Origin of the sequence: Prevotella sp. khp1 (assembly GCF_900102205.1) — a bacterium.
GTDB lineage: Bacteria > Bacteroidota > Bacteroidia > Bacteroidales > Bacteroidaceae > Prevotella > Prevotella ruminicola.
This window is the reverse complement of sequence record NZ_FNJZ01000004.1, coordinates 38,850-65,061: the sequence shown is the minus strand read 5'-3', so window position 1 is coordinate 65,061 and position 26,212 is coordinate 38,850. Positions and strand designations below refer to the sequence as shown.

Sequence of the window (26,212 nt, the reverse complement as noted above, 5' to 3'; positions counted from 1 at the left end):
TCCTTGGGGATACGCTGCTTTATAATCAGATAAAGATAAAACTATACCTTGATCTCAACCTCAACACCGCTGGGGAGCTCGAGCTTCATCAGAGCGTCAACAGTCTTAGCAGTTGAGCTGTAGATGTCGATCAGACGCTTGTAGTCTGAGAGCTGGAACTGCTCACGAGCCTTCTTGTTTACGAAGGTAGAGCGGTTAACGGTGTAGATACGCTTGTGTGTAGGAAGGGGGATAGGACCGCTGATGATAGCACCTGTGGCCTTAACAGCCTTCACAATCTTCTCGGCTGACTTGTCTACGAGTTTGTGGTCGTAGCTCTTCAGCTTGATACGAATTTTCTGACTCATTTCTAAAATTTAATAATTATATAATTTAATAATGTAAAAATGGGGCTGTCACTAAAGAGTCATTTGCTCAGCGGCAGACCCCATTTTCTATTTTTTACATTTTTACATTGCGCGCAGCGCTTACACGAGGTCGGCACGGCCCTTAACCTCCTCCAGAACTGCCTTAGCGATAGAGCTTGACAGAGGAGCGTGGTGATCGTACTCCATTGAGCTGGTAGCACGACCTGAAGTGATGGTACGCAGAGCGGTTACATAACCGAACATCTCTGACAGGGGCACCTGAGCCTTAACAACACGGGCACCGCTGCGAGCCTCTTCCATACCCTCTACCTGGCCACGACGCTTGTTCAGGTCACCGATAACGTCACCCATGTTCTCCTCAGGTGTTACAACCTCGAGCTTCATGATAGGCTCCATCAGTACGGGCTTAGCCTGAGCGCATGCGTTCTTGTATGCCTGCAGAGCAGCGATCTCGAATGAGAGCTGGTCAGAGTCAACGGGGTGGAACGAACCGTCGAGTACAGTTACCTTCAGTGAATCCATTGGGTAACCACCGAGGATACCATTCTTCATAGCGTTCTCGAATCCCTTCTGGATAGATGGGATGAACTCCTTAGGAATGTTACCACCCTTAACCTCGTTAACGAACTGCAGACCGCCGTCCTTAGCGATATCCCAATCGTCGTCAACAGGACCAACGTTTACGATGATATCAGCGAACTTACCGCGACCACCCGACTGCTTCTTGTAAACCTCACGGAGGTTAACAGTCTTGGTGATGGCCTCCTTGTAGTTAACCTGAGGCTTACCCTGGTTACACTCAACCTTGAACTCACGCTTCAGACGGTCGATAATGATATCGAGGTGAAGCTCACCCATACCTGAGATAATGGTCTGACCACTCTGCTCGTCGGTACGAACGGTGAATGTTGGGTCCTCTTCGGCCAGCTTAGCAAGACCGTTATCGAGCTTAGCAACGTCGGCCTGGCTCTTTGGCTCAACTGCGATAGAGATCACAGTGTCGGGGAAGCTCATTGACTCCAGTACGATAGGTGCATCCTCAGAGCAGAGGGTATCACCAGTACGGATATCCTTGAAACCTACACCTGCGCCGATATCACCAGCGTCGATGCTCTCCATAGGAATTTCCTTGTTTGAGTTCATCTGGAACAGACGGCTGATACGCTCCTTCTTACCCGAACGTGGGTTGTAAACGTATGATCCGGCAGTGATCTTACCAGAGTAAACGCGGAAGAATACCAGACGGCCCATGTATGGGTCGGTAGCAATCTTAAAGGCCAGAGCCGATGTAGGCTCGTCCTCAGAAGGCTTACGATCCTCTTCCTCATCGGTATCAGGGTTGGTACCCTTAATAACCTCTACGTCAACAGGTGCGGGCAGGAATGCACATACGTAGTCGAGCAGAGGCTGCACACCCTTGTTCTTATAAGAAGAACCGAGCAGCATAGGAGTACACTGCATTGAGATAGTACCCTTACGGATAGCAGCGATGATCTCGTCCTCAGTGATTGAGTTAGGATCGTCGAAGTACTTCTCCATCAGAGCCTCGTCGTACTCAGCAGCAGCCTCAAGCAGCTTGTTACGCCACTCGTCGCACTCAGCCTCCAGGTCGGCGGGGATATCCTCAACATCGTACTCAGCACCCATGGTCTCATCGTGCCACAGGATAGCCTTCATCTTGATCAGGTCAACCAGACCCTTGAAGTTCTCCTCAGCACCGATGGGCACCTGGATAACAACAGGGTTAGCACCCAGGATGTCCTTCATCTGCTGAACAGTCTCGAAGAAGTCAGCACCTGAACGGTCCATCTTATTAACGTAACCGATACGAGGTACGTTGTACTTGTCGGCCTGGCGCCATACAGTCTCTGACTGAGGCTGAACACCGTCGGCAGCAGAGTAAGTAGCAACAGCACCATCCAGTACACGGAGTGAACGCTCTACCTCAGCGGTAAAGTCAACGTGTCCCGGAGTATCGATCAAGTTGATCTTGAAGTTCTTACCATTCCATGTCCAGTTACAGGTGGTAGCAGCAGATGTGATAGTAATACCACGCTCCTGCTCCTGAGCCATCCAGTCCATGGTAGCAGCTCCATCGTGTACCTCACCAATCTTATGAGTCTTACCTGTGTAGAACAGGATACGCTCAGAAGTGGTTGTCTTACCGGCATCGATGTGAGCCATAATACCGATATTTCTTGTTAAATGTAAATCGCGGTTTGCCATTGTTTTGTATCCTTTTAACTTCTTACCTTATTTATTAGAAACGGAAGTGAGCAAATGCGCGGTTAGCCTCGGCCATGCGATGCATATCCTCCTTACGCTTGAAGGCACCACCCTGATTGTTGAAGGCGTCCATGATCTCAGCAGCCAGCTTATCGGCCATTGACTTACCAGAACGCTTACGAGCGAACTGAATCATGTTCTTCATTGAGATACTCTCCTTACGGTCGGGACGGATCTCGGTAGGTACCTGGAAAGTAGCACCACCGATACGGCGGCTCTTTACCTCAACCTGTGGGGTAATGTTGTCGAGAGCCTGCTTCCAGATCTCCAGGGCAGACTTCTCCTCGTTGCTCATTTTGCTCTTCACTGTCTCCAGTGCATTGTAGAAGATCTCATAAGACTTGGTCTTCTTACCATCAAACATCAGGTGGTTTACAAACTTAGACACCTTCTGATCGTTGAATACGGGATCTGGCAGGATCACACGCTTCTTTGGTTTTGCTTTTCTCATTTTGTTTTTGAATTAAAATTCTGCTTGAGGGCTGTTCTTACTTGTTCTTCAACGTCACTTCGCTCGGACATTTACTCAACCTTTATAACATTATCTCCAGCAAAACGGATTAAATTTTTTGTTTCTTTTTGGCCTGACTGACCATCTCCGGTCATTTTACTTCTTAGCCTTTGGACGCTTAGCACCATACTTAGAACGGCGCTGTGTACGGTTAGCTACACCAGCAGTATCAAGAGTACCGCGAACGATGTGGTAACGTACACCTGGCAGGTCCTTTACACGACCACCGCGAACAAGCACGATTGAGTGCTCCTGCAGGTTGTGTCCCTCTCCAGGGATGTAAGAGTTAACTTCCTTCTGATTTGTCAGACGAACACGGGCTACCTTACGCATAGCCGAATTAGGCTTCTTAGGTGTTGTTGTGTAAACACGTACGCAGACACCACGACGCTGAGGACAGTTGTCCAAAGCAGGTGACTTTGACTTGTCAACAATTACCTTTCTGCCTTTTCTTACCAATTGTGAAATTGTAGGCATAATACTTTAATTTTTAATTTATATATATGTTATTTTATTTATAATCAGCGCTTTACACACCCTATCTCGCTTAATAGGGGCGTTTCGGGCTGCAAAGGTACAACTATTTTCCGATTCCACCTAACTTATATGGAGAAAATGCAAGTTTAAACCCTTGATTTAACAAGAAATAACGTTTTTTGAATTAATTAATAGTAGATTATGCACAAAATGAAGAAAAAAGAGTGCCGCACATACATGCAGCACTCTTAACATATTTTGCTAATCAAAGATAGCCTTATTTCTCCTCGAGAATGGTCTCATCAGCGAAGTCGAGAACGTTCTTGCGGTTAGCCTGAATGCGCTCATACTCCTCCTTTGAACCAACGATAATCTTCTCGAACTCACGCAGACCGGTACCAGCAGGAATCAGGTGTCCGCAGATTACGTTCTCCTTCATACCTACCAGGTGATCTACCTTACCACGGATGGCAGCCTCGTTAAGTACCTTGGTTGTCTCCTGGAACGATGCAGCCGACATGAACGACTTAGTCTGAAGAGCAGCACGTGTGATACCCTGCAGAATCTGAGTAGATGTAGCGGGCACTGCATCACGAACCTGTACCAGACGGAGGTCACGACGCTTCAGCATAGAGTTCTCGTCGCGCAGCTTGCGGGCGGTAACGATCTGACCCTTCTGCAGGTTCTCAGAGTCACCGGCATCGGTAACAACCTTCTTACCCCAGATACGATCGTTCTCCTCAGCGAAGTCGAGCTTGTCGACAATCTCCTGCTCGAGGAACGAGGTATCACCTGGTTCGTTGATCTGTACCTTACGCATCATCTGACGAACGATGATCTCGAAGTGCTTATCGTTAATCTTTACACCCTGCAGACGGTATACGTCCTGAACCTCGTTCACAATATACTCCTGTACAGCGGTGGGACCCTTAATGGCCAGGATGTCGCCTGGAGTGATAACACCATCAGAGAGTGGTGTACCAGCACGTACGGCATCGTGCTCCTGTACCAGGATCTGCTTCGACAGCGATACGAGATAACGACGCTGCTCACCAGTCTTAGAGGTTACGATAATCTCACGGTTACCACGCTTTACCTTACCCATGGTTACCTCACCATCGATCTCGGATACAACAGCAGGGTTAGATGGGTTACGAGCCTCGAACAGCTCGGTTACACGGGGCAGACCTCCGGTAATATCACCACCCTTGGCAGCAGCACGTGGAATCTTAACGAGGGTTTCACCAGTTGAAACTGTCTGGCCATCCTCAACAACAACGTGTCCACCTACAGGGAAGCTATATGTTCCGATTACCTCGCCATCGGCACCGATAACATCACAGGTAGGAACCTTAGTACGGTCGCGCGACTCGGTAACAATCTTTTCAGTCAGACCAGTGGTTTCGTCGGTCTCGGCACGGAAGGTAATACCCTCGATCACATCGTTGAACTTCAGGGTACCAGCGTACTCAGTAACGATAACGGCGTTGAATGGGTCCCACTGAGCAATCTTGTCGCCCTTGGCAACCTCGTCGCCGTGACCAAAGTAGAGTGACGAACCGTAAGGCACGTTAACGGTAGAGAGAACGATCTTGGTGTTAGGATCAACGAAACGCATCTCACCCAAACGGCTTACAACCATCTGACACTCGCGGCCATCCTCATCGAATGGAACGGTACGAACCTCTTCAAACTCGATCATAGCGCGATCATATTTAGATACGATGCTTGCATTTGCTGCGGCGTTGGCAGCCACACCACCGGCGTGGAACGTACGCAGAGTAAGCTGTGTACCTGGCTCACCGATAGCCTGAGCGGCAATCACACCAACAGCCTCACCTTTCTGTACCATACGACGGGTAGCGAGGTTACGTCCGTAACACTTCATGCAGACACCCTTCTTCGACTCACAAGTGAGCACTGAACGGATCTCGACCATCTCGATATCAGATGCCTCGATAGCGTCGGCAATAGACTCGGTGATCTCCTCACCGGCAGCTACAATCACCTCACCGGTCTTAGGATTGATCACATCGTGAACTGATACACGACCCAGGATACGCTCTGACAGGCTTGAGATAACCTCGTCGCCGCTCTTCAGGGCTGTGCACTGCAAACCACGCAGGGTACCGCAGTCCTCCTCGGTAATGATCACATCGTGCGATACGTCAACCAATCGACGTGTCAGGTAACCAGCGTCGGCTGTTTTCATAGCGGTATCAGCCAGACCCTTACGAGCACCGTGAGTAGAGATAAAGTACTCGAGCACTGACATACCCTCCTTAAAGTTAGAAAGGATTGGGTTTTCAATAATCTGGTGACCTTCGGCACCGGCCTTCTGAGGCTTAGCCATCAGACCACGGATACCTGAAAGCTGCTTAATCTGGTCCTTACTACCACGGGCACCTGAGTCAAGCATCATGAATACAGCGTTGAATCCCTGGTCGGCCTCGGTCATCTGCTTCAGCAGGATGTTACCGATATCGTTGTTGACGTGGGTCCAGGTATCAATAACCTGATTATAACGCTCGTTGTCGGTGATGAATCCCATGTTGTAGTTGTCGGTAATCTGCTGTACCTCCTCATTACCCTTGGCAATCAGCTCAGCCTTCTCCTTAGGAATAATGATATCATCGAGGTTGAACGACAGACCGGCCACGTAAGCCATGCGGTAACCCAGGTTCTTGATTCCATCAAGGAACTCACAAGCCTCGGCGAAACCTACATTCTTAATTACAGCACCGATAATGTCGCGCAGACTCTTCTTAGAAATAATCTTATTAACGTAACCAACCTCCTTTGGAATGATGCCGTTTACGATTACACGACCTACTGAAGTCTCTACCATGTGGCGAACAGGCTGACCGTCGACGATATCATCAACGATAACCTTAACCTGGGCGTGCAGTTCGCACTTACCCTCGTTGTGTGCGATGATAGCCTCTTCAGGACCGTAGAAGGTAAGTCCCTCACCCTTTGCACCTGGACGGATCTTGGTAATGTAGTACAAACCAAGTACCATATCCTGTGAAGGCACGGTGATAGGTGCACCGTTGGCAGGGTTCAGAATGTTATGGCTCTGCAGCATGAGCAGCTGAGCCTCGAGGATAGCCTCGTTACTCAATGGGAGGTGTACAGCCATCTGGTCACCGTCGAAGTCGGCGTTGAACGCAGTACATGCCAGTGGGTGCAGCTGGATAGCCTTACCCTCGATCATCTTTGGCTGGAAGGCCTGGATACCCAGACGGTGCAGTGTTGGTGCACGGTTCAGGAGTACAGGGTGACCCTTCATCACGTTCTCAAGGATATCCCAGATAACTGGCTCACGACGGTCAACAATCTTCTTGGCGCTCTTAACAGTCTTCACAATACCGCGCTCGATGAGCTTACGGATAATGAATGGCTTATACAGCTCGGCAGCCATCAGCTTTGGCAGACCGCACTCACCCATCTTCAGCTCAGGACCTACAACGATAACCGAACGGGCTGAATAGTCAACACGCTTACCCAGCAAGTTCTGACGGAAACGTCCCTGCTTACCTTTCAGCGAGTCAGAGAGTGACTTCAGAGGACGGTTGCTATCGCTCTTAACAGCAGACGACTTACGGCTGTTGTCGAAGAGTGAATCCACAGCCTCCTGCAGCATACGCTTCTCGTTTCGGAGAATTACCTCAGGAGCCTTAATCTCCATCAGACGCTTCAGACGGTTGTTACGGATGATGACACGACGATAGAGGTCGTTCAAGTCAGATGTAGCGAAACGTCCACCATCCAGTGGTACCAGAGGACGGAGCTCAGGAGGTGTAACAGGGATAATCTTCATGATCATCCACTCGGGGCGGTTGATGCCCTTCTCAACTGATGTACGGAAAGCCTCTACTACCTGCAGACGCTTCAGAGCCTCGTTCTTACGCTGAACTGAAGAGTCGCTGTTAGCACGGTCGCGCAGCTCGTACGACAGTGAGTCGAGGTCGATACGTGTCAGGAGGTCGTAGATAGCCTCGGCACCCATCTTAGCGATGAACTTGTTAGGATCGCTATCGTCGAGATACTCGTTATCGGGTGAAAGCTGATTCTCTACAATCTCTGAGTACTCATCCTCTGAGAGCAGGTCGAACTTATTAGAACCCAGGGCATCGTTACCCTCGGCATCCTTACGGCCTGCCATTACACCTGGCTGGATAACCACGTAGCGCTCGTAGTAGATAACTGCATCGAGCTTCTTGGTGGGCAGACCCAGCAGGTAACCTATCTTATTAGGAAGACTACGGAAGTACCAGATATGTGCTACGGGCACAACGAGCTCGATGTGACCAGAACGCTCACGACGAACCTTCTTCTCTGTTACCTCTACACCACAACGGTCGCAGACAATACCCTTATAACGGATGCGCTTGTACTTACCGCAGGCACACTCGTAATCCTTGGTAGGACCGAAGATGCGCTCGCAGAACAAACCATCGCGCTCAGGCTTATAGGTACGATAGTTGATGGTCTCTGGCTTGGTAACCTCACCGAAGCTGCTCTCCAGAATCTCTTCAGGAGAAGCAAGTCCGATGGTAATCTTCGTAAAATTATTCTTTATTTTTGAATCCTTCTTGAAAGCCATATATATTATCTTTCTCTTAATTCTTAACTCTTAATACTTAACTCACTTAGTCGAGGGTAATACTCAAACCAAGACCACGCAACTCGTGCAGCAGCACATTGAGAGACTCGGGGATACCTGGTGTAGGCATTGGCTCGCCCTTAACGATAGCCTCGTAAGCCTTAGAGCGACCTACGGTATCATCCGACTTGATTGTCAGGATCTCCTGAAGAACATGGCTGGCGCCGAAGGCCTCAAGGGCCCAAACCTCCATCTCTCCGAATCGCTGACCACCGAACTGGGCCTTACCACCAAGAGGCTGCTGAGTAATCAAGCTGTACGGACCGATTGAACGGGCGTGCATCTTATCCTCAACCATGTGACCGAGCTTCAGGAAGTAGGTGATACCTACTGTAGCAGGCTGGTCGAAACGCTCACCGGTCTCACCATCATACAGGTGGGTAGAGCACAGGCGTGGCAGACCTGCCTTATCAGTCCACTCAGCAAGGTCTTCGAGCTTAGCACCGTCGAAGATAGGTGTAGCGAACTTAACACCGAGCTTCTTACCGGCAGCACCGAGGATAGCCTCGAAAATCTGACCAAGGTTCATTCGAGAAGGCACACCCAGAGGGTTCAGTACCAGGTCGACTGGACGACCATCCTCGAGGAATGGCATATCCTCCTGACGTACGATCTTAGATACGATACCCTTGTTACCGTGACGTCCGGCCAGCTTATCACCTACGCCGATCTTACGCTTCTTAGCTACATATACCTTAGCCATCTGCAGGATGCCGTTTGGCAGCTCGTCACCGATAGTGATAGCGAACTTCTTACGCTTCATCTCAGCATCAAGCAGCTTATACTTCTTCATGAAGTTGATAATCAGCTTGGCAATCAGCTCGTTCTTATGCTCGTCTGTTGTCCAGTTGCTAATCTGTACATCGCCATACTCAAGGTTGCGCAGGGCTGTAGCAGTGAACTTGCTACCCTTGGTGATGATCTCGGCACCGGTGTAGTCCTTAACACCCTGTGAGGTCTTACCCTTAGTAAGCTCCATAAGCTTGTCAATCAGGATATCCTTCAGGTCCTCAACCTTTGCCTCGTACTCCTCGTCGATCTTAGCAAGCACGATCTTATCCTGCTGCTTAGACTTACGGTCCTTGATGGCACGCTGGAACATCTTCTTATCAATAATAACACCACTCAGTGATGGGTTAGCCTTGAGTGAAGAATCCTTCACATCACCAGCCTTGTCACCGAAGATGGCACGGAGCAGCTTCTCCTCAGGTGAAGGATCGCTCTCACCCTTAGGTGAAATCTTACCAATCAGGATGTCGCCTGGCTCAACACGGGCACCAACACGGATAACACCGTTGTCGTCCAAATCCTTTGTGGCCTCCTCACTTACGTTAGGAATATCAGCTGTGAACTCCTCAACACCACGCTTGGTCTCACGTACATCGAGTGAGTACTCATCAACGTGTACAGAGGTAAGTACGTCGTCGCGAACAATGCGCTCGTTAAGCACGATAGCATCCTCATAGTTGTAACCCTTCCAAGGCATGTAGGCTACCAGCAGGTTGCGGCCCAGAGCCAGCTCACCGTCCTCGGTAGCGTAACCCTCAGTCAGGATATCACCGGCCTTTACGCGCTGTCCCTTCTCACAGATAGGACGCAGGTCGATGGTCATATTCTGGTTGGTACGACGGAACTTAGCGATACGGTACTCCTTCAGGGCGGGCTCGAAGCTTACGAACTCCTCGTCCTCGGTGCGATCGTACAGAATACGGATGGTTGTAGCATCAACGTACTCGATAACACCATCACCCTCGGCAGTAACCATGGTACGTGAATCCTCACATACCTGCTTCTCGATACCGGTACCTACGATAGGTGCCTCGTTGTGCAACAGAGGTACGGCCTGGCGCATCATGTTAGATCCCATCAGCGCACGGTGAGCATCGTCGTGCTCCAGGAATGGGATAAGAGATGCAGCGATAGAGGCAATCTGCTGTGGCGATACATCCATCAGGTCAACGTCTGTAGGTGGAACTACAGGGAAGTCGGCATCCTGACGACACTTAACAACCGAGCGGATAAATGTACCATCGTCGTTCAGAGGTGCGTTACCCTGACCGATGATGTGCTCAGCCTCCTCCTCAGCGGTGAGGTAAACGATACCATTGTCGCTCAGGTCGGCAACACCATTCTCTACCTTACGGTAAGGAGTCTGGATAAATCCGAGCTCGTTGATCTTAGCATATACACAGAGAGATGAGATCAGACCGATGTTTGGTCCCTCAGGGCTCTCGATAGGACACAGACGACCATAGTGTGTATAGTGTACGTCACGAACCTCGAATCCGGCGCGCTCACGGCTCAGACCACCAGGACCCAGGGCTGAGAGACGACGCTTGTGAGTAACCTCGGCCAGAGGGTTGGTCTGGTCCATGAACTGCGACAGAGGATTGGTACCGAAGAACGAGTTGATAACGCTAGAGATAGTCTTGGCGTTGATCAGATCGGTTGGTGTGAACACCTCGTTATCGCGAACGTTCATGCGCTCACGGATGGTACGGCTCATACGAGCCAGACCTATAGAGAACTGATTAGCCAGCTGCTCGCCTACGGTACGTACGCGACGGTTCGACAGGTGGTCGATATCGTCGACAGTAGCCTTAGAGTTAACCAACTGAATCAGATACTTGATAATCTCGATAATATCTTCCTTGGTCAGAACGCGAACATCCATATCGGTGTTCAAACCAAGCTTCTTGTTGATACGGTAACGACCAACATCACCCAGATCGTAACGCTTGTCAGAGAAGAACAGGTTCTGGATAACCTCACGTGCGCTGGCATCATCGGCAGGATCGGCATTACGCAGCTGACGGTAGATGTAAAGCACAGCCTCCTTCTCAGAGTTAGATGGGTCTTTGGCCAGTGTGTTGAAGATGATGCTGTAATCCGAAGCAACAGATGCGTCCTTGTGCACCAGGATAGTCTGTGCGCCACTCTCAAGGATGTCCATCATGTTCTCCTCGGTAATCTCAGTCTCACGCTCCATAATCATCTGGTTACGCTCGATTGATACTACCTCACCAGTATCCTCATCAACGAAGTCCTCGTTCCAGCTCTTCAGTACGCGGGCAGCAAGCTTGCAGCCAATCACAGCCTTCAGGCTCTTCTTGTTAACCTTAACCTCCTCAGCCAGGTTGAAGATCTGCAGGATGTCCTTATCGGCCTCGAAACCGATAGCACGCAGCAGAGTTGTTACGGGCAACTTCTTCTTACGGTCGATGTATGCGTACATCACATTGTTGATGTCGGTAGCAAACTCGATCCATGAACCCTTGAATGGGATAACACGAGCCGAATACAGCAGGGTACCGTTAGCGTGTACGCTCTGGCCGAAGAATACGCCAGGTGAACGGTGCAACTGTGAAACAACTACGCGCTCGGCTCCATTGATAACGAATGTACCATTGGCGGTCATGTAAGGGATAGGACCCAGGAATACATCCTGAATCACAGTTCCGAAATCCTCATGATCCGGATCAGTACAATACAGTTTCAGCTTAGCCTTCAGGGGCACGCTATAAGTCAAACCACGCTCCAAGCACTCATCGATGCTGTAACGAGGTGGGTCGATATAGTAATCCAAGAACTCAAGAACGAAATTATTACGTGTATCGGTGATAGGGAAGTTCTCAGCGAACACCTTATACAAGCCGTCATTCTTGCGTTCCTCAGGCGGAGTATCCAACTGCAGGAAGTCTTTGAACGACTTTAATTGCACATCAAGGAAATCCGGGAATGGCATCGGATTTTTGACGCTGCCAAAGTTTACTCTGTTATCTATTATTTTTGAAGCCATAAATTATAATTTAAATAAAAAGGCTAGGAACCCCCGACTGGGGAGTCCCTAACCGATTGCTATTTGTATGTAACTGATTACTTCAGCTCAACCTCGGCACCAGCGGCCTCGATGGTCTTCTTCAGGTTCTCAGCCTCTTCCTTGCTCAGACCCTCCTTAACGGTAGCAGGAGCACCGTCTACGAGATCCTTAGCCTCTTTCAGACCAAGACCACAAGCCTCCTTAACGGCCTTTACAACCTGCAGCTTAGCAGCACCGGCTGACTTCAGAACTACGTCGAATGAAGTCTTCTCCTCAGCTGCATCAGCAGCACCAGCTGCAGCAGGACCAGCGGCAACAGCAACAGCTGCAGCGGCGGGCTCAATTCCATACTCGTCCTTCAGGACAGTTGCCAACTCATTAACTTCTTTTACAGTAAGGTTTACCAACTCTTCTGCAATAGCTTTAATATCTGCCATTTTATTTAAAATTTTAATTGTTTTTAATTTGAATGTTACTTATTTCGCTTATTTGTTACGCTCAGCGATAGCGTCAAGCAGACCGTGAACCTTGCCACCAGCGTTCAAGCCAGAAACAACATTCTTGATTGGAGACTGCAGCAGAGCTACAACCTCGGCGATCAGTTCGTTCTTGCTCTTGATTGCTACGAGCTCATCAAGCTTGTCAGCACCTACGAAGAAGCTCTCCTCAGCATATGCACCCTTCAGGGCAGGGATACCTTCCTTCTTGTACTCCTTGATCAGCTTAGCAGGAACGTTAGCTGTCTGTGCGAACATAACAGCTGTGTTACCCTTCAAGCACTCATAAAGTGGAGTGAAATCGATTTCTGAAGCCTCAAATGCCTTCTGGAGAAGAGTATTCTTCACCACCAGCAACTTAATCTCATTCTTGAAGCACTTCTCACGGAGCTCTGATGTCTTAGCGGCATCGAGACCGGTCAGGTCAACAAGATAGAAATGAGGATATGCCTTCAGTTTCTCTCCAAGTTCTACAATGATAGTATCTTTTACTTCCTTTTTCATTTGTCTAATCTTTTAACGAGTTATTCAACTGATTTAGGATCTACCTTGATACCCATGCTCATAGTGCTTGAGAGGAAGATACTCTTAATGTATGTACCCTTAGCAGCGGCGGGCTTCAGCTTGATAATGGTAGAGATAAACTCCTTAGCATTCTCAAAGATCTGATCACCAGTGAAGTTGATCTTACCAATTGATGTGTGCACGATACCTGCCTTATCAACCTTAAAGTCAATCTTACCCTGCTTAACTTCCTTAACTGCCTTAGCAACATCCATAGTAACAGTACCACTCTTGGGGTTTGGCATCAGTCCGCGGGGACCGAGCACACGGCCCAAAGGACCGAGCTTACCCATGCAAGAAGGCATTGTGATGATAACATCAACATCTGTCCAACCACCCTTGATCTTCTCGATATACTCGTCAAGACCAACATAGTCGGCACCTGCTTCCTTAGCAGCAGCCTCCTGATCAGGAGTACAGAGAGCGAGCACACGTGTAACCTTACCAGTTCCGTTTGGCAGCGATACAACGCCACGAACCATCTGGTTAGCCTTACGTGGATCAACGCCCAAGCGTACATCGATATCAACTGAAGCGTCGAACTTAGTGGTGGTAATTTCCTTCACCAGTGCGGCGGCTTCCTTCAAAGAGTATGCTTTCCCTGCTTCAACCTTATCAGCGACCAACTTTTGATTTTTTGTCAGTTTACTCATTGTCTCTAATTGAAGTTATTAATTATTTACCAGGGAACTCCCCTTCTACAGTGATACCCATACTACGCGCTGTACCAGCGATCAGCTTCATAGCTGACTCTACGGTAAAGCAGTTCAAGTCCTTCAGCTTGTCCTCAGCAATAACGCGAACCTGATCCCAAGTTACCTTGGCTACCTTCTTACGGTTTGGCTCAGCACTACCGCTCTTCAGCTTAGCAGCTTCCTTCAGCTGTACAGCTGCGGGAGGAGTCTTCAGCTCGAAAGAGAATGACTTGTCAGTGTAGTAGGTGATAACAACAGGAATAATCTTTCCTGCCTTATCCTGGGTTCTGGCGTTGAACTCTTTGCAGAATCCCATAATGTTAATTCCCTTAGAACCCAGTGCAGGTCCTACTGGAGGTGAGGGATTCGCAGCGCCACCTTTAATCTGTAATTTGATTAATCCAGCAACTTCTTTAGCCATTTCTGTTTGTTATTAATTGAATTTTGTTATATAAGCATCAGGAGTGGAAGCCTCCCTCTACCGATATAGAGAACAGGCGAACCGTAACATTCACCCTATTCCTTTTCTACCTGATTGTATCCAAGCTCCAATGGAGTCTTGCGACCGAAAATCTTAACCATAACTTTCAGCTTGTGTTTCTCGGCATTCACCTCTTCGATAATTCCGCTGAATCCGCTGAAAGGTCCATCTGTTACCTTAACTGCTTCATCCACAGCATAAGGTACACCAATCTCTTCACTCTTTATCTCCGTCTCCTCGGCAGTACCAAGGATTCTGTTAATATCACTCTGCTTTACAGGGGTTGGATTATCCAAACCGCCCAAGAAGCCTAACACATTAGGCATAAAGCGCAGTGTGTGAGCCATCTCACCCTGAAGGTTGGCCTCTACCAACACATAACCTGGCAAGAACAGCTTCTCCTTAACCACACGCTTACCATTACGCAGCTGAGCATATTTCTCGGTAGGCAGTAACACCTGACCAACGTTTGCTTGGAGGAAAGAGTCACGCTTCATCAAGGCCTCAAGGTATTCCTTTACCTTGGCCTCTTTACCGCTAACAGCGCGAAGTACGTACCATTTCATTCCTGACTGAGCCATCTCTCAAACAACGTTTATTAACCGGGATAAACCATACTCATTACCGACTTGAACACAAAGTCCATGGCCCATACTACTAATGCAATAATAAGCGATGCTGAAAGCACCACTACTGCACTATGAGTCAACTCTTTGCGAGAAGGCCAAGTTGTCTTATGTGCCAACTCGTCGTAACAAGCTTTGCAATAATCGATAAACTTCTTAAACATATTATTTCTTATTTAGCACGGGAAGGAGGACTCGAACCCACGACCCTCGGTTTTGGAGACCGATGCTCTACCAACTGAGCTATTCCCGTAAGTAAGCCCCCGCCCATTAAAAACGGGGGCTTGGTTTATCTAGTGTTTACTAGAAAATTCTAGATTATCTAGAGCTTACTGAGGATTAGTCCTCGTAAACCTCTGTGATCTGACCAGAACCTACTGTGCGACCACCCTCACGGATAGCGAAGCGCAGACCTGGGTTCAGAGCTACAGCGTAGATAAGCTCAACAGTGATCTCTACGTTATCACCAGGCATTACCATCTCAACACCTGCGGGCAGTGAAATCTCACCTGTGCAGTCCATTGTGCGGAGATAGAACTGAGGACGATACTTGTTTCCGAATGGAGTGTGACGACCACCCTCTTCCTTCTTCAGAACATAGATAGAAGCCTTGAACTTCTTGAATGGCTTGATCTGACCTGGGTGGCAGAGTACCATACCACGCTTGATCTCGTTCTTGTCGATACCGCGGAGCAGCAGACCTACGTTATCACCAGCCTGACCCTCATCAAGAATCTTGCGGAACATCTCAACGCCAGTTACAACTGACTTCTTGTCCTCACCAAGACCGAGCAGCTCAACCTCATCACCTACGTGGATAACACCAGTCTCGATACGACCAGTAGCAACTGTACCACGACCTGTGATTGAGAATACATCCTCAACAGGCATCAAGAATGGCTTGTCAGTTGCACGAGGAGGCTCCTGGATCCATTCATCACAAGTGTTCATGAGCTCCATTACCTTCTCCTCCCACTTAGCAACACCGTTCAGTGCACCAAGGGCAGAACCGCGGATAATAGGAGTATCCTCTTCAAACTCATACTGCTCCAGAATCTCGCGGACCTCCATCTCAACGAGCTCCAGCATCTCCTCATCCTCAACCATATCGCACTTGTTCAGGAATACAACCAGACGGGGAACGTTTACCTGACGAGCGAGCAGAACGTGCTCACGAGTCTGAGGCATAGGACCGTCAGTAGCAGCTACAACAAGAATAGCACCGTCCATCTGAGCAGCACCAGTTACCATGTTCTTTACATAGTCAGCGTGTCCTGGGCAGTCAACGTGAGCGTAGTGACGCTTTGCAGTCTCATACTCAACGTGAGCGGTGTTAATAGTGATACCACGCTCCTTCTCCTCAGGAGCGTTATCAATCTGATCGAATGACTTAACCTCAGAGAGACCAGCCTTTGCCAGCACAGTAGTGATAGCAGCTGTCAGAGTTGTCTTACCGTGGTCAACGTGACCGATAGTACCGATGTTTACGTGCGGTTTGGTGCGCACAAAATTCTCTTTTGCCATTTTACTTGTTATTAATTTTGTTAATTATTACGAATTTTCAGTTTCCTCCTTCTAATCGCAAGAGAGCTGTAACTGAGAGTTGAACTCAGGACCTCTTCCTTACCAAGGAAGTGCTCTACCACTGAGCTATTACAGCATGTTCTTTGAGCGGAAAACGGGGCTCAAACCCGCGACCCCCAGCTTGGAAGGCTAGTGCTCTATCAACTGAGCTATTTCCGCAAACATCTCTTGTAGTGGGTGCTGATGGATTCGAACCACCGAAGTCGAAAGACAGCAGATTTACAGTCTGCCCCATTTGGCCACTCTGGAAAACACCCATGTCATTTTCGCTTATTAAGCGAGGGACGACCTTCCCTTTTGTTCTTTCGAACCAAGCGGATTGGCTTTCGCCTATCCTCCTCCTTCCTTCTTGAGCCTCTTGTCGGATTCGAACCAACGACCCCGAGATTACAAATCACGTGCTCTGGCCAACTGAGCTAAAGAGGCTTTTCTAAGCAGCCGTTCTCTGTTTCAGATTTACGACCTGTCGGAAAACGGCTGCAAAGTTACGACTTATTTTTGAATTACCAAAACTTTTTCGAGTTTTTTTTATCTATTTCTCAATTTTTCCTTGAATTTCGTCAATTGAGCCCTCATTGAATCTACACAAAGGTCAATTCCTTCCTCAAAAGTGTCACATGTCTTGTCTACGAAGAGAGTGGTTCCTGGAACGAAAACCTCAAGACTTGCTTCCTTATTTTGAGCCGTGGCTGGCTTGACTACTTTAAGTTGCACCTCTACTTTCTGTATATCCTCAAACGATTTTTCTAACTTGGCGACCTTCTTTTCGATGAACGCCTCTAACTTCTCGGTAGCGTCGAAGTGAATCGACTTAATCTTAATCTCCATAGTTACCTCCTATTTTAAAATAGTTATTAATAAAAAAGGTTCAGGCTCTTGGATGAGCCTCTTTGTAAATTCGCTTCAGCTGCTCAAACGTGGTGTGGGTATAAATCTCGGTTGTGCTCACACTGGCGTGTCCTAACAAGCTCTTGATTGTTTCCAACCCTGCACCGTTGTTCAGCATGGCAGTGGCAAAGGTATGCCTAAGCACGTGTGGCGAACGTTTTTTCAGCGAGGTAACCATCGAAAGATACCTCTTTACGATCTGATAAACCTGACTGTCGGATATCCGTTGCCCTTTGTCACTCAGAAAAAGCGCGCCGCCGGTTTCGCCGAATTGTTCGTTGCGAGCAGTCTGATACTGCTTGAGCGCCTCGGCCAGCTCAGCCCCGAAGGGCACTATGCGCTGCTTATTCCTTTTTCCCGTTACTTTCAGTTGTGCCGCTTCAAAGTCTACATCCTTATCGTTCAGACTTACAAGTTCCGCACGTCGTAAACCGGCCTCATAGAATAGTAATAATATGGTACGCGCACGTACATTATTAAATGAACTATCCCACTCTATGCCGTCTATCAGGCGGTCCATTTCTCCTTCGCGAAGGAACTGCGGCAGTGGTTTTGATTTCTTTGGACCTATCACAGCATGTGCCGGATCGGTCTTAACCAGTTGTCTCTTTAGGGCAAAGCGGTAAAAGGAACGCAATGCACTCAACTTTTTATTAATAGTCGACGCAGAGTTTCCTTTATCCATCAGACTCTCCATCCAGTCACGGATCAGATCGGTATCTACCGAACTTATAGAGAGTTCTTTATCCCTAAAAGTCACATACGACTCAAAATCCCTAAGACTTTCCTCGTATGTCTGCACTGTTAGCGGAGATTTATTCCGCTCGTAGCGCAGGTAGTCCAGAAACTGGTTAATCATCATAAAATCGCAACCTTTAGTATTTGGGTACGAATTTACGGAAATTTCTCGAAACTACCAAATTTTCGGGGAACTTTTTTATTCCTCGTTAGCGCGAAGCTGCTGAACATATACAGCGTGCTCCATCTTAAGGCGCTTCAGTACAGATGGCTTGTCAAACTGCTGACGACGACGCAGCTCCTTTACAACACCTGTCTTCTCGAACTTTCTCTTGAACTTCTTGAGAGCCTTCTCAATGTTCTCGCCTTCCTTTACTGGTACAATAATCATTTGTTTTGCTTTTAATTATTTATGTTAAACTTAATGCTTTCGGGCCCAGTGCCTCGAAAAGCGGGTGCAAAGTTACTGATTTTTTACAAATCTACCAAGTTTTTACACGATTTTTATCAAATAAAACGTAATTTCTTGCGTTTTCGTACCCTCCTGATAGTCAAAAACATATATTTTGATATGTCTATTATATCGCGGCACAAGCGTTTTTAAGCCATGCCACTTCTTCAGCTGTCAGATGGGGCGACAGGGTTTCGAAAACATGCTGGTGATATTGGTTGAGCCAAGCGATTTCTTCGTCCAAGAGCATTTCCTTGACGATGGGCGTGGTGTCGATAGGACAGAGGGTGAGACTCTCGAACTGCAGGAACTCTCCAAACTGGGTTTCCTTATAGGGTGTAATCAAGAGGGTATTCTCGATACGTACACCAAACTTACCCTCGAGATAGATACCTGGTTCGTCGGTAATGGTCATACCAGCTACAAGGGGGGCTGGTTTCCACTCCATACGGAACTGATGAGGACCTTCGTGCACATTCAGATAGGTACCCACGCCGTGACCTGTGCCATGCAGATAGTTCAATCCCTCGCGCCACATCGCCTCGCGGGCCAGAATATCTATCTGGGTACCACTGGCACCGCTGGGGAACTTACATAATTCTATCTGGATATGACCTTTAAGCACCAGTGTATAGATTCGCTTCTGCTCCTCGGTGAGCGGACCAAGGGTGATTGTACGGGTGATGTCGGTAGTACCATCCAGATACTGCGCACCACTATCCAACAGCAGGAAGCCTTCGGGCTTCAAGGGGATATCGGTATCAGGCGTAGCCTCGTAATGCACGATGGCACCATGTGCCTGATAGCCAGCGATGGTATCGAACGAGATATCACGATAGAGCGGTTGTTCGGCACGGAGCGAGGTGAGCTTCTGGTCAATAGATATCTCCGTCTGTCCTCCAGCCTCAACGGCAGGTTTCAACCAACACAAGAATTTTGCCATCGCAATACCATCTTTGAGCATGGCCGATTTAAAACCTTCAATCTCTGTAGCGTTCTTGACGGTTTTCATGCGCTTGACGGGCGATTCCACCTCTACTATCTCACGGGTGACCTGCTTATAAAGCGTATAGTTAACCTCATCAGGATCGAGCAGGATGTTATACTCAAAATAATCCTTCAGACCTTTTGCCACTGCCTCGTAAGGTGCCACCCCTACCCCTTCGGCTTTAAGATAAGTCTCAACCTCGGGGGTAAGCTTCACCTTATTTATATATAAGGTAACAGCTTTGGATGAAATAAGCAGATAAGCGACAAACACGGGATTGCAATGCACATCAGTGCCTCGCAGATTCAGCGTCCAGGCAATATCATCGAGAGCCGACATCAGCATACCATCGGCATGTTTCTGGCGCAGTGCCTGACGGATACGGACTATCTTTTCATGACAGCTCTCACCAGCATACTGCAATGGAAAAATCTCGACAACATGCTCTGGGATAACAGGGCGATCGGTCCAGATCTGTGCCAACGGATCGAGATTGGTACGCAACGTGATGCCACCCTGCTGACGCAGATCGGCTATCAGCTCCTTCACAGCATTCACCGACGAGCACCAGCCATCGAGTGCCACTTCGGCCCCGGCAGCACACTCCTTGCCTATCCACTCAGCGATGGTAGGCGTTCCGGGCATCTTCAGTTTCATCAGCTGGAACTCGGTGCCACGCAACTGCTCCTCGGCCGCAATAAAATAGCGTGAGTCGGTCCACAAGGCTGCCGAAGTCATCGTCACTACAGCCGTACCAGCCGAGCCGTTAAAACCACTGATAAACTCGCGCCCCTTCCAATGATCGGGCACATATTCGCCCTGATGAGGGTCGGTACTTGGAAAGATAAACGCAGCGAGATGTTCACGTTTCATCACCTCGCGAAGAGCTTCAATTCGTTGATTCACAGTCATCATCATCGTGTTTTGTAATTTCGAGATTACAAAGGTACAAAATAACTAGCAGAAAATCACATGATTAACACAGATTAATAATAAAAAAACACTTTATATGAGTCTTTTTTCGTAACTTTGCAGCACTTTAAAAATAACAATAATAAAAATACAATTATGGCTTTTTTAACTAACGAGAAATTGGTGATTGTTGGTGCCGGTGGTATGATTGGCTCTAACATGGTACAGAGTGTGTTGATGCTGGGCTTGACTCCCAACATTTGTTTGTATGATATCTATGAGCCAGGTGTTCATGGTGTATATGATGAGATGTGCCACTGCGCTTTCCCAGGTGCAAACATTTCTTACACTGTAGATCCTAAGGAGGCTTTCACTGGTGCTAAGTACATCATCTCTTCAGGTGGTGCTCCACGTAAGGAGGGTATGACCCGTGAGGACCTGCTGAAGGGCAACTGCCAGATCGCAGCCGACTTCGGTGAGAACATCAAGAAGTACTGCCCAGACGTTAAGCACGTGGTAGTTATCTTCAACCCAGCTGACGTAACAGCTCTTACAGCTCTGATTCACTCAGGTTTGAAGCCCAACCAGCTGACCTCTCTGGCAGCTCTCGACTCTACCCGTCTGCAGCAGCAGCTGGCTCAGGAGTTCGGTGTACAGCAGGATAAGGTTACAAACGCTTACACCTACGGTGGTCACGGTGAGCAGATGGCAGTATTCGCCAGCAAGGCTCTCATCGATGGCAAGCCTCTCTCTGAGCTTCCTCTCTCTGAGGAGCGTTGGGCTGAGATCAAGCACATGACAACTCAGGGTGGTAGCAACATCATCAAGCTCCGTGGCCGTTCTTCATTCCAGAGCCCTGCTTATCAGGCTGTTAAGATGATTGAGGGTGCTATGGGTGGTGAGCCTTTCAAGTGGCCTGCTGGTTGCTATGTAAATGCTTACGGCTTCAAGAACGTGATGATGGCTATGCCTACCGTTATCGACAAGGACGGTGTACACTTCACTGAGCCCGAGGGCACAGCTGAGGAGATGGCTTCACTCCAGGCTTCGTACGAGCACCTGCAGAAGATGCGCGACGAGATCATCAGCCTTGGTATCATCCCCGCTGTTGAGGATTGGGCTAAGGACAACGCCAACCTGTAATTAATTCAGGATTTTGAATTAAGTATTTAGAGACTATGGCTCTAATAAAATCATATCGCGGTCTCGCTCCCAAATGGGGGCGAGACTGTTATTTTAGCGAGAACGCTACGATTGTGGGCGATGTAACGATGGGCGACGAGTGCTCGGTGTGGTTTAATGCAGTAGTACGCGGCGATGTGGCGCCTATCACCATCGGCAACTGCACCAACATTCAGGACGGCAGTTGTGTACACGTAACCCACGAAACAGGTCCTACACATATAGGCAACTACGTTACTATCGGGCATAACGTAACCGTTCATGCCTGCACCATTCATGATAACGCCTTGATTGGTATGGGTAGCACCCTGCTGGATGGTTGTGAGATAGGCGAAGGCTCGATCGTAGCTGCTGGCGCCTTGGTGCTGCAGAACACCAAGATTCCTGCTGGCGAGATTTGGGGTGGCGTACCTGCCAAATACATCAAGCCCGTACGCCCAGGACAGACGGATAATGCCAAGCACTATGTGGCCTACTCCAAATTCTATCTGGAGGAGGGCGAAACAGAACCTACAAAATTCTAAGTATTTATTTTAGCGTAGCTACAACATACTCGCTCTGGGTACCAATGCGGAACTTTCCGCCCCAGATGCCTATGCCCGATGAGACATAGTACTGGGTTTTGCCACGCTGGTGGCTACCCCAAGAGCATTCGTAGATACGATCCGTAATCCAAGAAATTGGCCATACCTGTCCACGATGGGTGTGGCCACTTAATTGAAAGTCGACACCTGCCGCCTCAGCCCTATCAAGATTGTAGGGCTGATGATCGAGCACAAGAATGTATGGACTTTGAACATGGAGCTTTGAACTTTGAACTTTAACCAAATCCTTGATGGGTTTGCGGCGCATGTTGGTACGATCGTCGCGACCAATAATCACGATACTGCTATCGATAACGGCTGCCTCATCTACCAACAAATGGATGCCGGCATCCTTGTAGAACTGCTGTGCCTCGGGCACACCAGCATAAAACTCGTGATTGCCCAAGCAGGCATAGACAGGCGCCTTGAGCCGACGGAACTCCTCGGCCATCTGCTCCTCGATAACCGGACGCATGCTACCATCGATGATATCACCAGCAATCAGGATAAAGTCTGGATTTTCAGCATTCATCATATCCACCCAGCGCGCCAGCTCCTTTCGCGGATTGTGATAGCCAATATGGAGATCGCTCGCCATCACAATCTTATATTCTTTCGCCAATGGTTTTGCCGACTTTAAATCGATGCCTACACGTTCCTTATGATGATAATGCAGATTGCCATATACAAACACGCCCAGCATCAGCACCAAGATGCCAAGGGCTGTATATCCGTTTTGGTAAAGAATTGACTTGGGCACCAGACGAACCAACCGGCCCAGATCGAGTACCAGGAAAATCATCACCAGATAAAGCAGAACAAACAATGAGGATGTACCAATCTCGTAAGCCCAACGAGCCGTCCATAAAGGTAAGCTATCAAAGGCGCGACGGAAATTCAGGAACAGCATCACAAAACTCAGTACGCCTATAGCGATAATAAGCGACTTGAGCCAAGCCTGCACAGGCAGCATCACCCAGATGTGCCAAGCCAGATAGCCGATAGCCAAGAATGGTAATAACAGGAATAGTATCATCCACATAGTTTTCATGCTTTACAAAAAAATTACAGAGCGACAGACGAGAGCACCTTCTGCGTGGCACCCGACTGGCCCTTTACAAAATGACCAGCCTTCTGGCCCTGCTCCTGCAGGTAAGCGTCATCGGCAGCAAAGCGATCCATCTGTGCAGCAAAGTCCTCGTAGCTGCTAATCTCAAAGCCACCGCTGGTCTTCAGTCCCTGAGCCTCCTGGAACTTCTGATTGTTAGGTCCGAAGAATACGGGCACATCCCAAACAGCAGCCTCCAACAGGTTGTGGATACCAACACCAAAGCCTCCACCGACATAAGCCACATTGCCATAGTGATAGATGCTCGACAGCAAGCCGAAGCAGTTGATGATAAGAACTTCGTAGTCATTGACCATTGACAATTGACCATTGACCATTTTCTCTGCCTCGGTGTAACGGATTACCTTGCGGCCCTCGAGCAGTTTCTCAATCTGCTTGAGATGATCCTCGCCAATCACATGAGGGGCTATAATCAGTTTCCAGTTCTTATGCTCATTACGCTCGGCTTTGCCGCTTAGCTTGTCTAAGAAGTATTTAATGAAAATCTCCTCATCGGGAGGCCATGACGAACCAGCCACGAATACCTGAGGAGCATCTTTCACAAACGACTCAACGATAGGCAGTTGCTTGGCAGCCTCTTTAATCTGCAGCACACGATCGAAACGGGTATCACCCACCACAGTAGTATCGGTGATACCAATCTTGGCCAGCAGTTCCTTGCTGATCTCGTTCTGCACAAAGAAATGAGTGAAGCAATTAAGCACACGACCGTACTGACGACCGTACCACTTAAAGAACACCTGCTCAGGACGGAAGATACTCGACACACTATAAACAGGCACACCACGATGCTTCAGAATATGCAGGTAGTTGTACCAGAACTCGTACTTGATGAAGAAAGCCATCACAGGACGTACGGTACGCAGGAAACGACGTGCGTTGGTGATGGTGTCGAGTGGCAGATAGGTGATGATATCAGCACCCTCGTAGTTCTTACGCACCTCATAACCTGAGGGCGAGAAGAATGTGAGCAGAATCTTGTATTCAGGATGATCCTTGCGCAGCTGCTCCATCAAGGGGCGTCCCTGCTCAAACTCACCCAGCGAGGCAGCATGGAACCACACGTACTTGGCATTCGGATCTACCTTTTCGCGTAGAATCTTGAATGCCTCGCGCTCGCCACGCCACATTTTACGTACCTTCTCATTGAAGCAGCTATAAATAGCCACTCCAAGAAGATACATATATATTACGAGATTATACATCAGCCTAATACCTCAATCGCACGTTTCATTCTGGCGATGGTCTCCTCCTTACCCAAGAAGGCAGAGATATCGAACATGCCAGGACCCTTACCCTCGCCAACGAGAGTGAGTCGCCATGCGTTCATTACATTACCCAGCTTATACTCCTTCTGCTCAACCCAAGCATGTACAATCTGCTCCTGATTCTCGAGCGAGAAGTCGTCGATACCCTCAAGCACACCAATCAGTTCGGTCATCACCTGAGCACTATCTTCCTTCCAGCGCTTCTTAGCAGTCTTCTCATCGTAGGCTGTAGGAGCCTCGAAGAAGAACGAGCAAAGTGGCCACATCTCGTGAACAAACGATACACGATCCTTCATCATCTCGGTAACCTTGAGGATGCGCTCTGAGGTCTCGTTAGGACAGTGCTCCTTAACGATAGGCTCGAAGAGAGCTGCAATCTCCTCGTTGCTCTTCTTCAGAATATACTCGTGGTTGAACCAAACAGCCTTCTCGAAGGCGAACTTGGCACCAGCCTTAGAGCACTTAGAGATATCGAACAGAGGAACCAGCTCATCGAGTGAGAAGATTTCCTGCTCGGTTCCAGGATTCCATCCCAGCAGAGCCAGGAAGTTGATAACAGCCTCGGGGAAGTAACCATCCTCACGATAACCGCGAGAAGTCTCACCACTCTTAGGATCCTTCCACAGCAGTGGGAATACAGGGAATCCCAGACGGTCGCCGTCACGCTTCGACAGTTTACCCTTACCATCGGGCTTGAGCAGCAATGGCAGGTGAGCAAACTGAGGCATGGTGTCCTCCCAACCGAAAGCACGATACAACATGACGTGCAATGGAGCAGATGGCAACCACTCCTCACCACGGATGACATGCGAGATTTCCATCAGATGGTCGTCAACGATGTTAGCCAGATGATAGGTAGGCAGCTGGTCGGCACTCTTATAAAGCACCTTATCATCACAGATATCGCTCTTAACACGTACCTCGCCACGAATCAGGTCGTTAACCAGGATCTCCTGACCAGCCTCAACCTTGAAGCGAACCACATACTGTTTACCCTCGGCAATCAGCTTCTCAACCTCTTCCTTAGGCATGGTCAGCGAGTTACGCATCTGACTGCGGGTATGACAATCGTACTGGAAGTTCTGAATCTCAGCACGCTTAGCCTCCAACTCCTCTGGCGTATCGAAAGCAATATAAGCCTTATCGGCATCCAGCAACTGCTGAACATATTTCTTGTAAATATCACGACGTTCGCTCTGGCGATAAGGACCCTTGTCGCCACCAAAGCTAACACCTTCATCAAACTTGATACCGAGCCACTTGAACGACTCGATGATATACTCCTCGGCACCAGGTACGAAACGGTTACTATCGGTATCCTCGATACGGAAAACCAGATCGCCACCATGCTGCTTGGCAAACAGGTAGTTATACAATGCTGTGCGCACACCACCAATGTGCAAAGCACCCGTTGGACTGGGTGCAAAACGTACTCTAACTCTTCTTTCTGACATAATCAATTAAAATTTGTGTGCAAAGTTACAAAAAAATTGA

22 protein-coding genes and 5 tRNA genes are annotated in these 26,212 nt (G+C 48.6%); 2 read left to right on the top strand and 25 right to left on the bottom strand.

Going from position 1 to position 26,212, the window contains the following annotated elements; genetic code table 11:
- Positions 1-41: 41 nt before the first annotated feature.
- The 22 genes from rpsJ to BLR73_RS11190 all read right to left on the bottom strand — a co-directional run bounded on the left by rpsJ (position 42) and on the right by BLR73_RS11190 (position 20,558).
- Positions 42-347: a 30S ribosomal protein S10 gene (gene rpsJ, locus BLR73_RS11295; protein WP_013064715.1), complete on the bottom strand. Its 306-nt coding sequence runs from the start codon at positions 345-347 to the stop codon at positions 42-44.
- 120 nt (positions 348-467) lie between these two features.
- The gene (fusA, locus tag BLR73_RS11290) at positions 468-2,594 is read right to left on the bottom strand and encodes an elongation factor G (RefSeq protein ID WP_013063203.1); all 2,127 of its coding nucleotides are present in this window, start codon (positions 2,592-2,594) and stop codon (positions 468-470) included.
- A gap of 34 nt (positions 2,595-2,628) precedes the next feature.
- The gene (gene rpsG, locus BLR73_RS11285; protein WP_091862105.1) at positions 2,629-3,105 is read right to left on the bottom strand and encodes a 30S ribosomal protein S7; all 477 of its coding nucleotides are present in this window, start codon (positions 3,103-3,105) and stop codon (positions 2,629-2,631) included.
- A gap of 156 nt (positions 3,106-3,261) precedes the next feature.
- A complete protein-coding gene (rpsL, locus tag BLR73_RS11280) occupies positions 3,262-3,642 on the bottom strand; it encodes a 30S ribosomal protein S12 (protein WP_013063973.1) in 381 nt (126 codons plus the stop codon).
- Between the two features lie 277 nt (positions 3,643-3,919).
- On the bottom strand, positions 3,920-8,251 hold the full coding sequence (rpoC, locus tag BLR73_RS11275; protein ID WP_091862103.1) for a DNA-directed RNA polymerase subunit beta': 4,332 nt from the start codon (positions 8,249-8,251) through the stop codon (positions 3,920-3,922).
- Between the two features lie 46 nt (positions 8,252-8,297).
- Positions 8,298-12,110, bottom strand: coding sequence for a DNA-directed RNA polymerase subunit beta (gene rpoB, locus BLR73_RS11270; protein WP_013065193.1), 3,813 nt, complete (start codon positions 12,108-12,110; stop codon positions 8,298-8,300).
- A gap of 77 nt (positions 12,111-12,187) precedes the next feature.
- The gene (gene rplL, locus BLR73_RS11265) at positions 12,188-12,568 is read right to left on the bottom strand and encodes a 50S ribosomal protein L7/L12 (RefSeq protein ID WP_013063286.1); all 381 of its coding nucleotides are present in this window, start codon (positions 12,566-12,568) and stop codon (positions 12,188-12,190) included.
- Between the two features lie 48 nt (positions 12,569-12,616).
- On the bottom strand, positions 12,617-13,132 hold the full coding sequence (gene rplJ / locus BLR73_RS11260; RefSeq protein ID WP_013064077.1) for a 50S ribosomal protein L10: 516 nt from the start codon (positions 13,130-13,132) through the stop codon (positions 12,617-12,619).
- A 20-nt stretch (positions 13,133-13,152) separates the two neighbouring features.
- Positions 13,153-13,845: a 50S ribosomal protein L1 gene (gene rplA / locus BLR73_RS11255; RefSeq protein WP_013065728.1), complete on the bottom strand. Its 693-nt coding sequence runs from the start codon at positions 13,843-13,845 to the stop codon at positions 13,153-13,155.
- A gap of 22 nt (positions 13,846-13,867) precedes the next feature.
- A complete protein-coding gene (gene rplK / locus BLR73_RS11250; protein WP_013064963.1) occupies positions 13,868-14,308 on the bottom strand; it encodes a 50S ribosomal protein L11 in 441 nt (146 codons plus the stop codon).
- A 95-nt stretch (positions 14,309-14,403) separates the two neighbouring features.
- On the bottom strand, positions 14,404-14,949 hold the full coding sequence (nusG, locus tag BLR73_RS11245) for a transcription termination/antitermination protein NusG (protein ID WP_013064805.1): 546 nt from the start codon (positions 14,947-14,949) through the stop codon (positions 14,404-14,406).
- 17 nt (positions 14,950-14,966) lie between these two features.
- Positions 14,967-15,158, bottom strand: coding sequence for a preprotein translocase subunit SecE (secE, locus tag BLR73_RS11240; protein ID WP_013063860.1), 192 nt, complete (start codon positions 15,156-15,158; stop codon positions 14,967-14,969).
- A gap of 16 nt (positions 15,159-15,174) precedes the next feature.
- A tRNA-Trp gene (locus tag BLR73_RS11235) sits at positions 15,175-15,247 on the bottom strand.
- Between the two features lie 86 nt (positions 15,248-15,333).
- Complete coding sequence (gene tuf, locus BLR73_RS11230; protein ID WP_013063031.1) at positions 15,334-16,518, bottom strand: elongation factor Tu; 1,185 nt, start codon at positions 16,516-16,518, stop codon at positions 15,334-15,336.
- Positions 16,519-16,582: 64 nt separating this feature from the next.
- Positions 16,583-16,654, bottom strand: a tRNA-Thr gene (locus tag BLR73_RS11225).
- A 10-nt stretch (positions 16,655-16,664) separates the two neighbouring features.
- Positions 16,665-16,737 (bottom strand) — tRNA-Gly (locus tag BLR73_RS11220).
- A 15-nt stretch (positions 16,738-16,752) separates the two neighbouring features.
- Positions 16,753-16,835 (bottom strand) — tRNA-Tyr (locus BLR73_RS11215).
- Positions 16,836-16,930: 95 nt separating this feature from the next.
- Positions 16,931-17,004 (bottom strand) — tRNA-Thr (locus BLR73_RS11210).
- Between the two features lie 102 nt (positions 17,005-17,106).
- Positions 17,107-17,406: a ribosome hibernation-promoting factor, HPF/YfiA family gene (gene hpf / locus BLR73_RS11205; RefSeq protein ID WP_013063088.1), complete on the bottom strand. Its 300-nt coding sequence runs from the start codon at positions 17,404-17,406 to the stop codon at positions 17,107-17,109.
- Positions 17,407-17,446: 40 nt separating this feature from the next.
- On the bottom strand, positions 17,447-18,328 hold the full coding sequence (xerA, locus tag BLR73_RS11200; protein WP_091862100.1) for a site-specific tyrosine recombinase/integron integrase: 882 nt from the start codon (positions 18,326-18,328) through the stop codon (positions 17,447-17,449).
- 75 nt (positions 18,329-18,403) lie between these two features.
- Entirely contained in the window at positions 18,404-18,595 is a 192-nt protein-coding gene (rpsU, locus tag BLR73_RS11195; protein WP_013065274.1) for a 30S ribosomal protein S21, read from the bottom strand.
- A 187-nt stretch (positions 18,596-18,782) separates the two neighbouring features.
- Complete coding sequence (locus BLR73_RS11190) at positions 18,783-20,558, bottom strand: aminopeptidase P family protein (RefSeq protein ID WP_091862459.1); 1,776 nt, start codon at positions 20,556-20,558, stop codon at positions 18,783-18,785.
- Positions 20,559-20,711: 153 nt separating this feature from the next.
- Between BLR73_RS11190 and BLR73_RS11185 the strand changes: the two genes are divergently transcribed.
- Positions 20,712-21,698: a malate dehydrogenase gene (locus BLR73_RS11185; protein ID WP_091862097.1), complete on the top strand. Its 987-nt coding sequence runs from the start codon at positions 20,712-20,714 to the stop codon at positions 21,696-21,698.
- 35 nt (positions 21,699-21,733) lie between these two features.
- Complete coding sequence (locus BLR73_RS11180; protein ID WP_073046871.1) at positions 21,734-22,261, top strand: gamma carbonic anhydrase family protein; 528 nt, start codon at positions 21,734-21,736, stop codon at positions 22,259-22,261.
- A gap of 4 nt (positions 22,262-22,265) precedes the next feature.
- Here BLR73_RS11180 and BLR73_RS11175 read toward each other — a convergent pair whose 3' ends face one another.
- Genes BLR73_RS11175 through gltX form a run of 3 tightly spaced genes read right to left on the bottom strand, consistent with a single transcriptional unit; the run spans position 22,266 to position 26,172 of the window.
- Positions 22,266-23,372 (bottom strand): metallophosphoesterase, encoded by a 1,107-nt coding sequence (locus BLR73_RS11175; RefSeq protein WP_091862094.1) that lies wholly within the window; start codon positions 23,370-23,372, stop codon positions 22,266-22,268.
- 14 nt (positions 23,373-23,386) lie between these two features.
- A complete protein-coding gene (locus BLR73_RS11170; protein WP_091862092.1) occupies positions 23,387-24,655 on the bottom strand; it encodes a 3-deoxy-D-manno-octulosonic acid transferase in 1,269 nt (422 codons plus the stop codon).
- Positions 24,655-26,172, bottom strand: coding sequence for a glutamate--tRNA ligase (gene gltX / locus BLR73_RS11165; protein WP_091862090.1), 1,518 nt, complete (start codon positions 26,170-26,172; stop codon positions 24,655-24,657). The genes BLR73_RS11170 and gltX overlap by 1 nt, the downstream gene beginning before the upstream one ends.
- Positions 26,173-26,212: the final 40 nt, after the last annotated feature.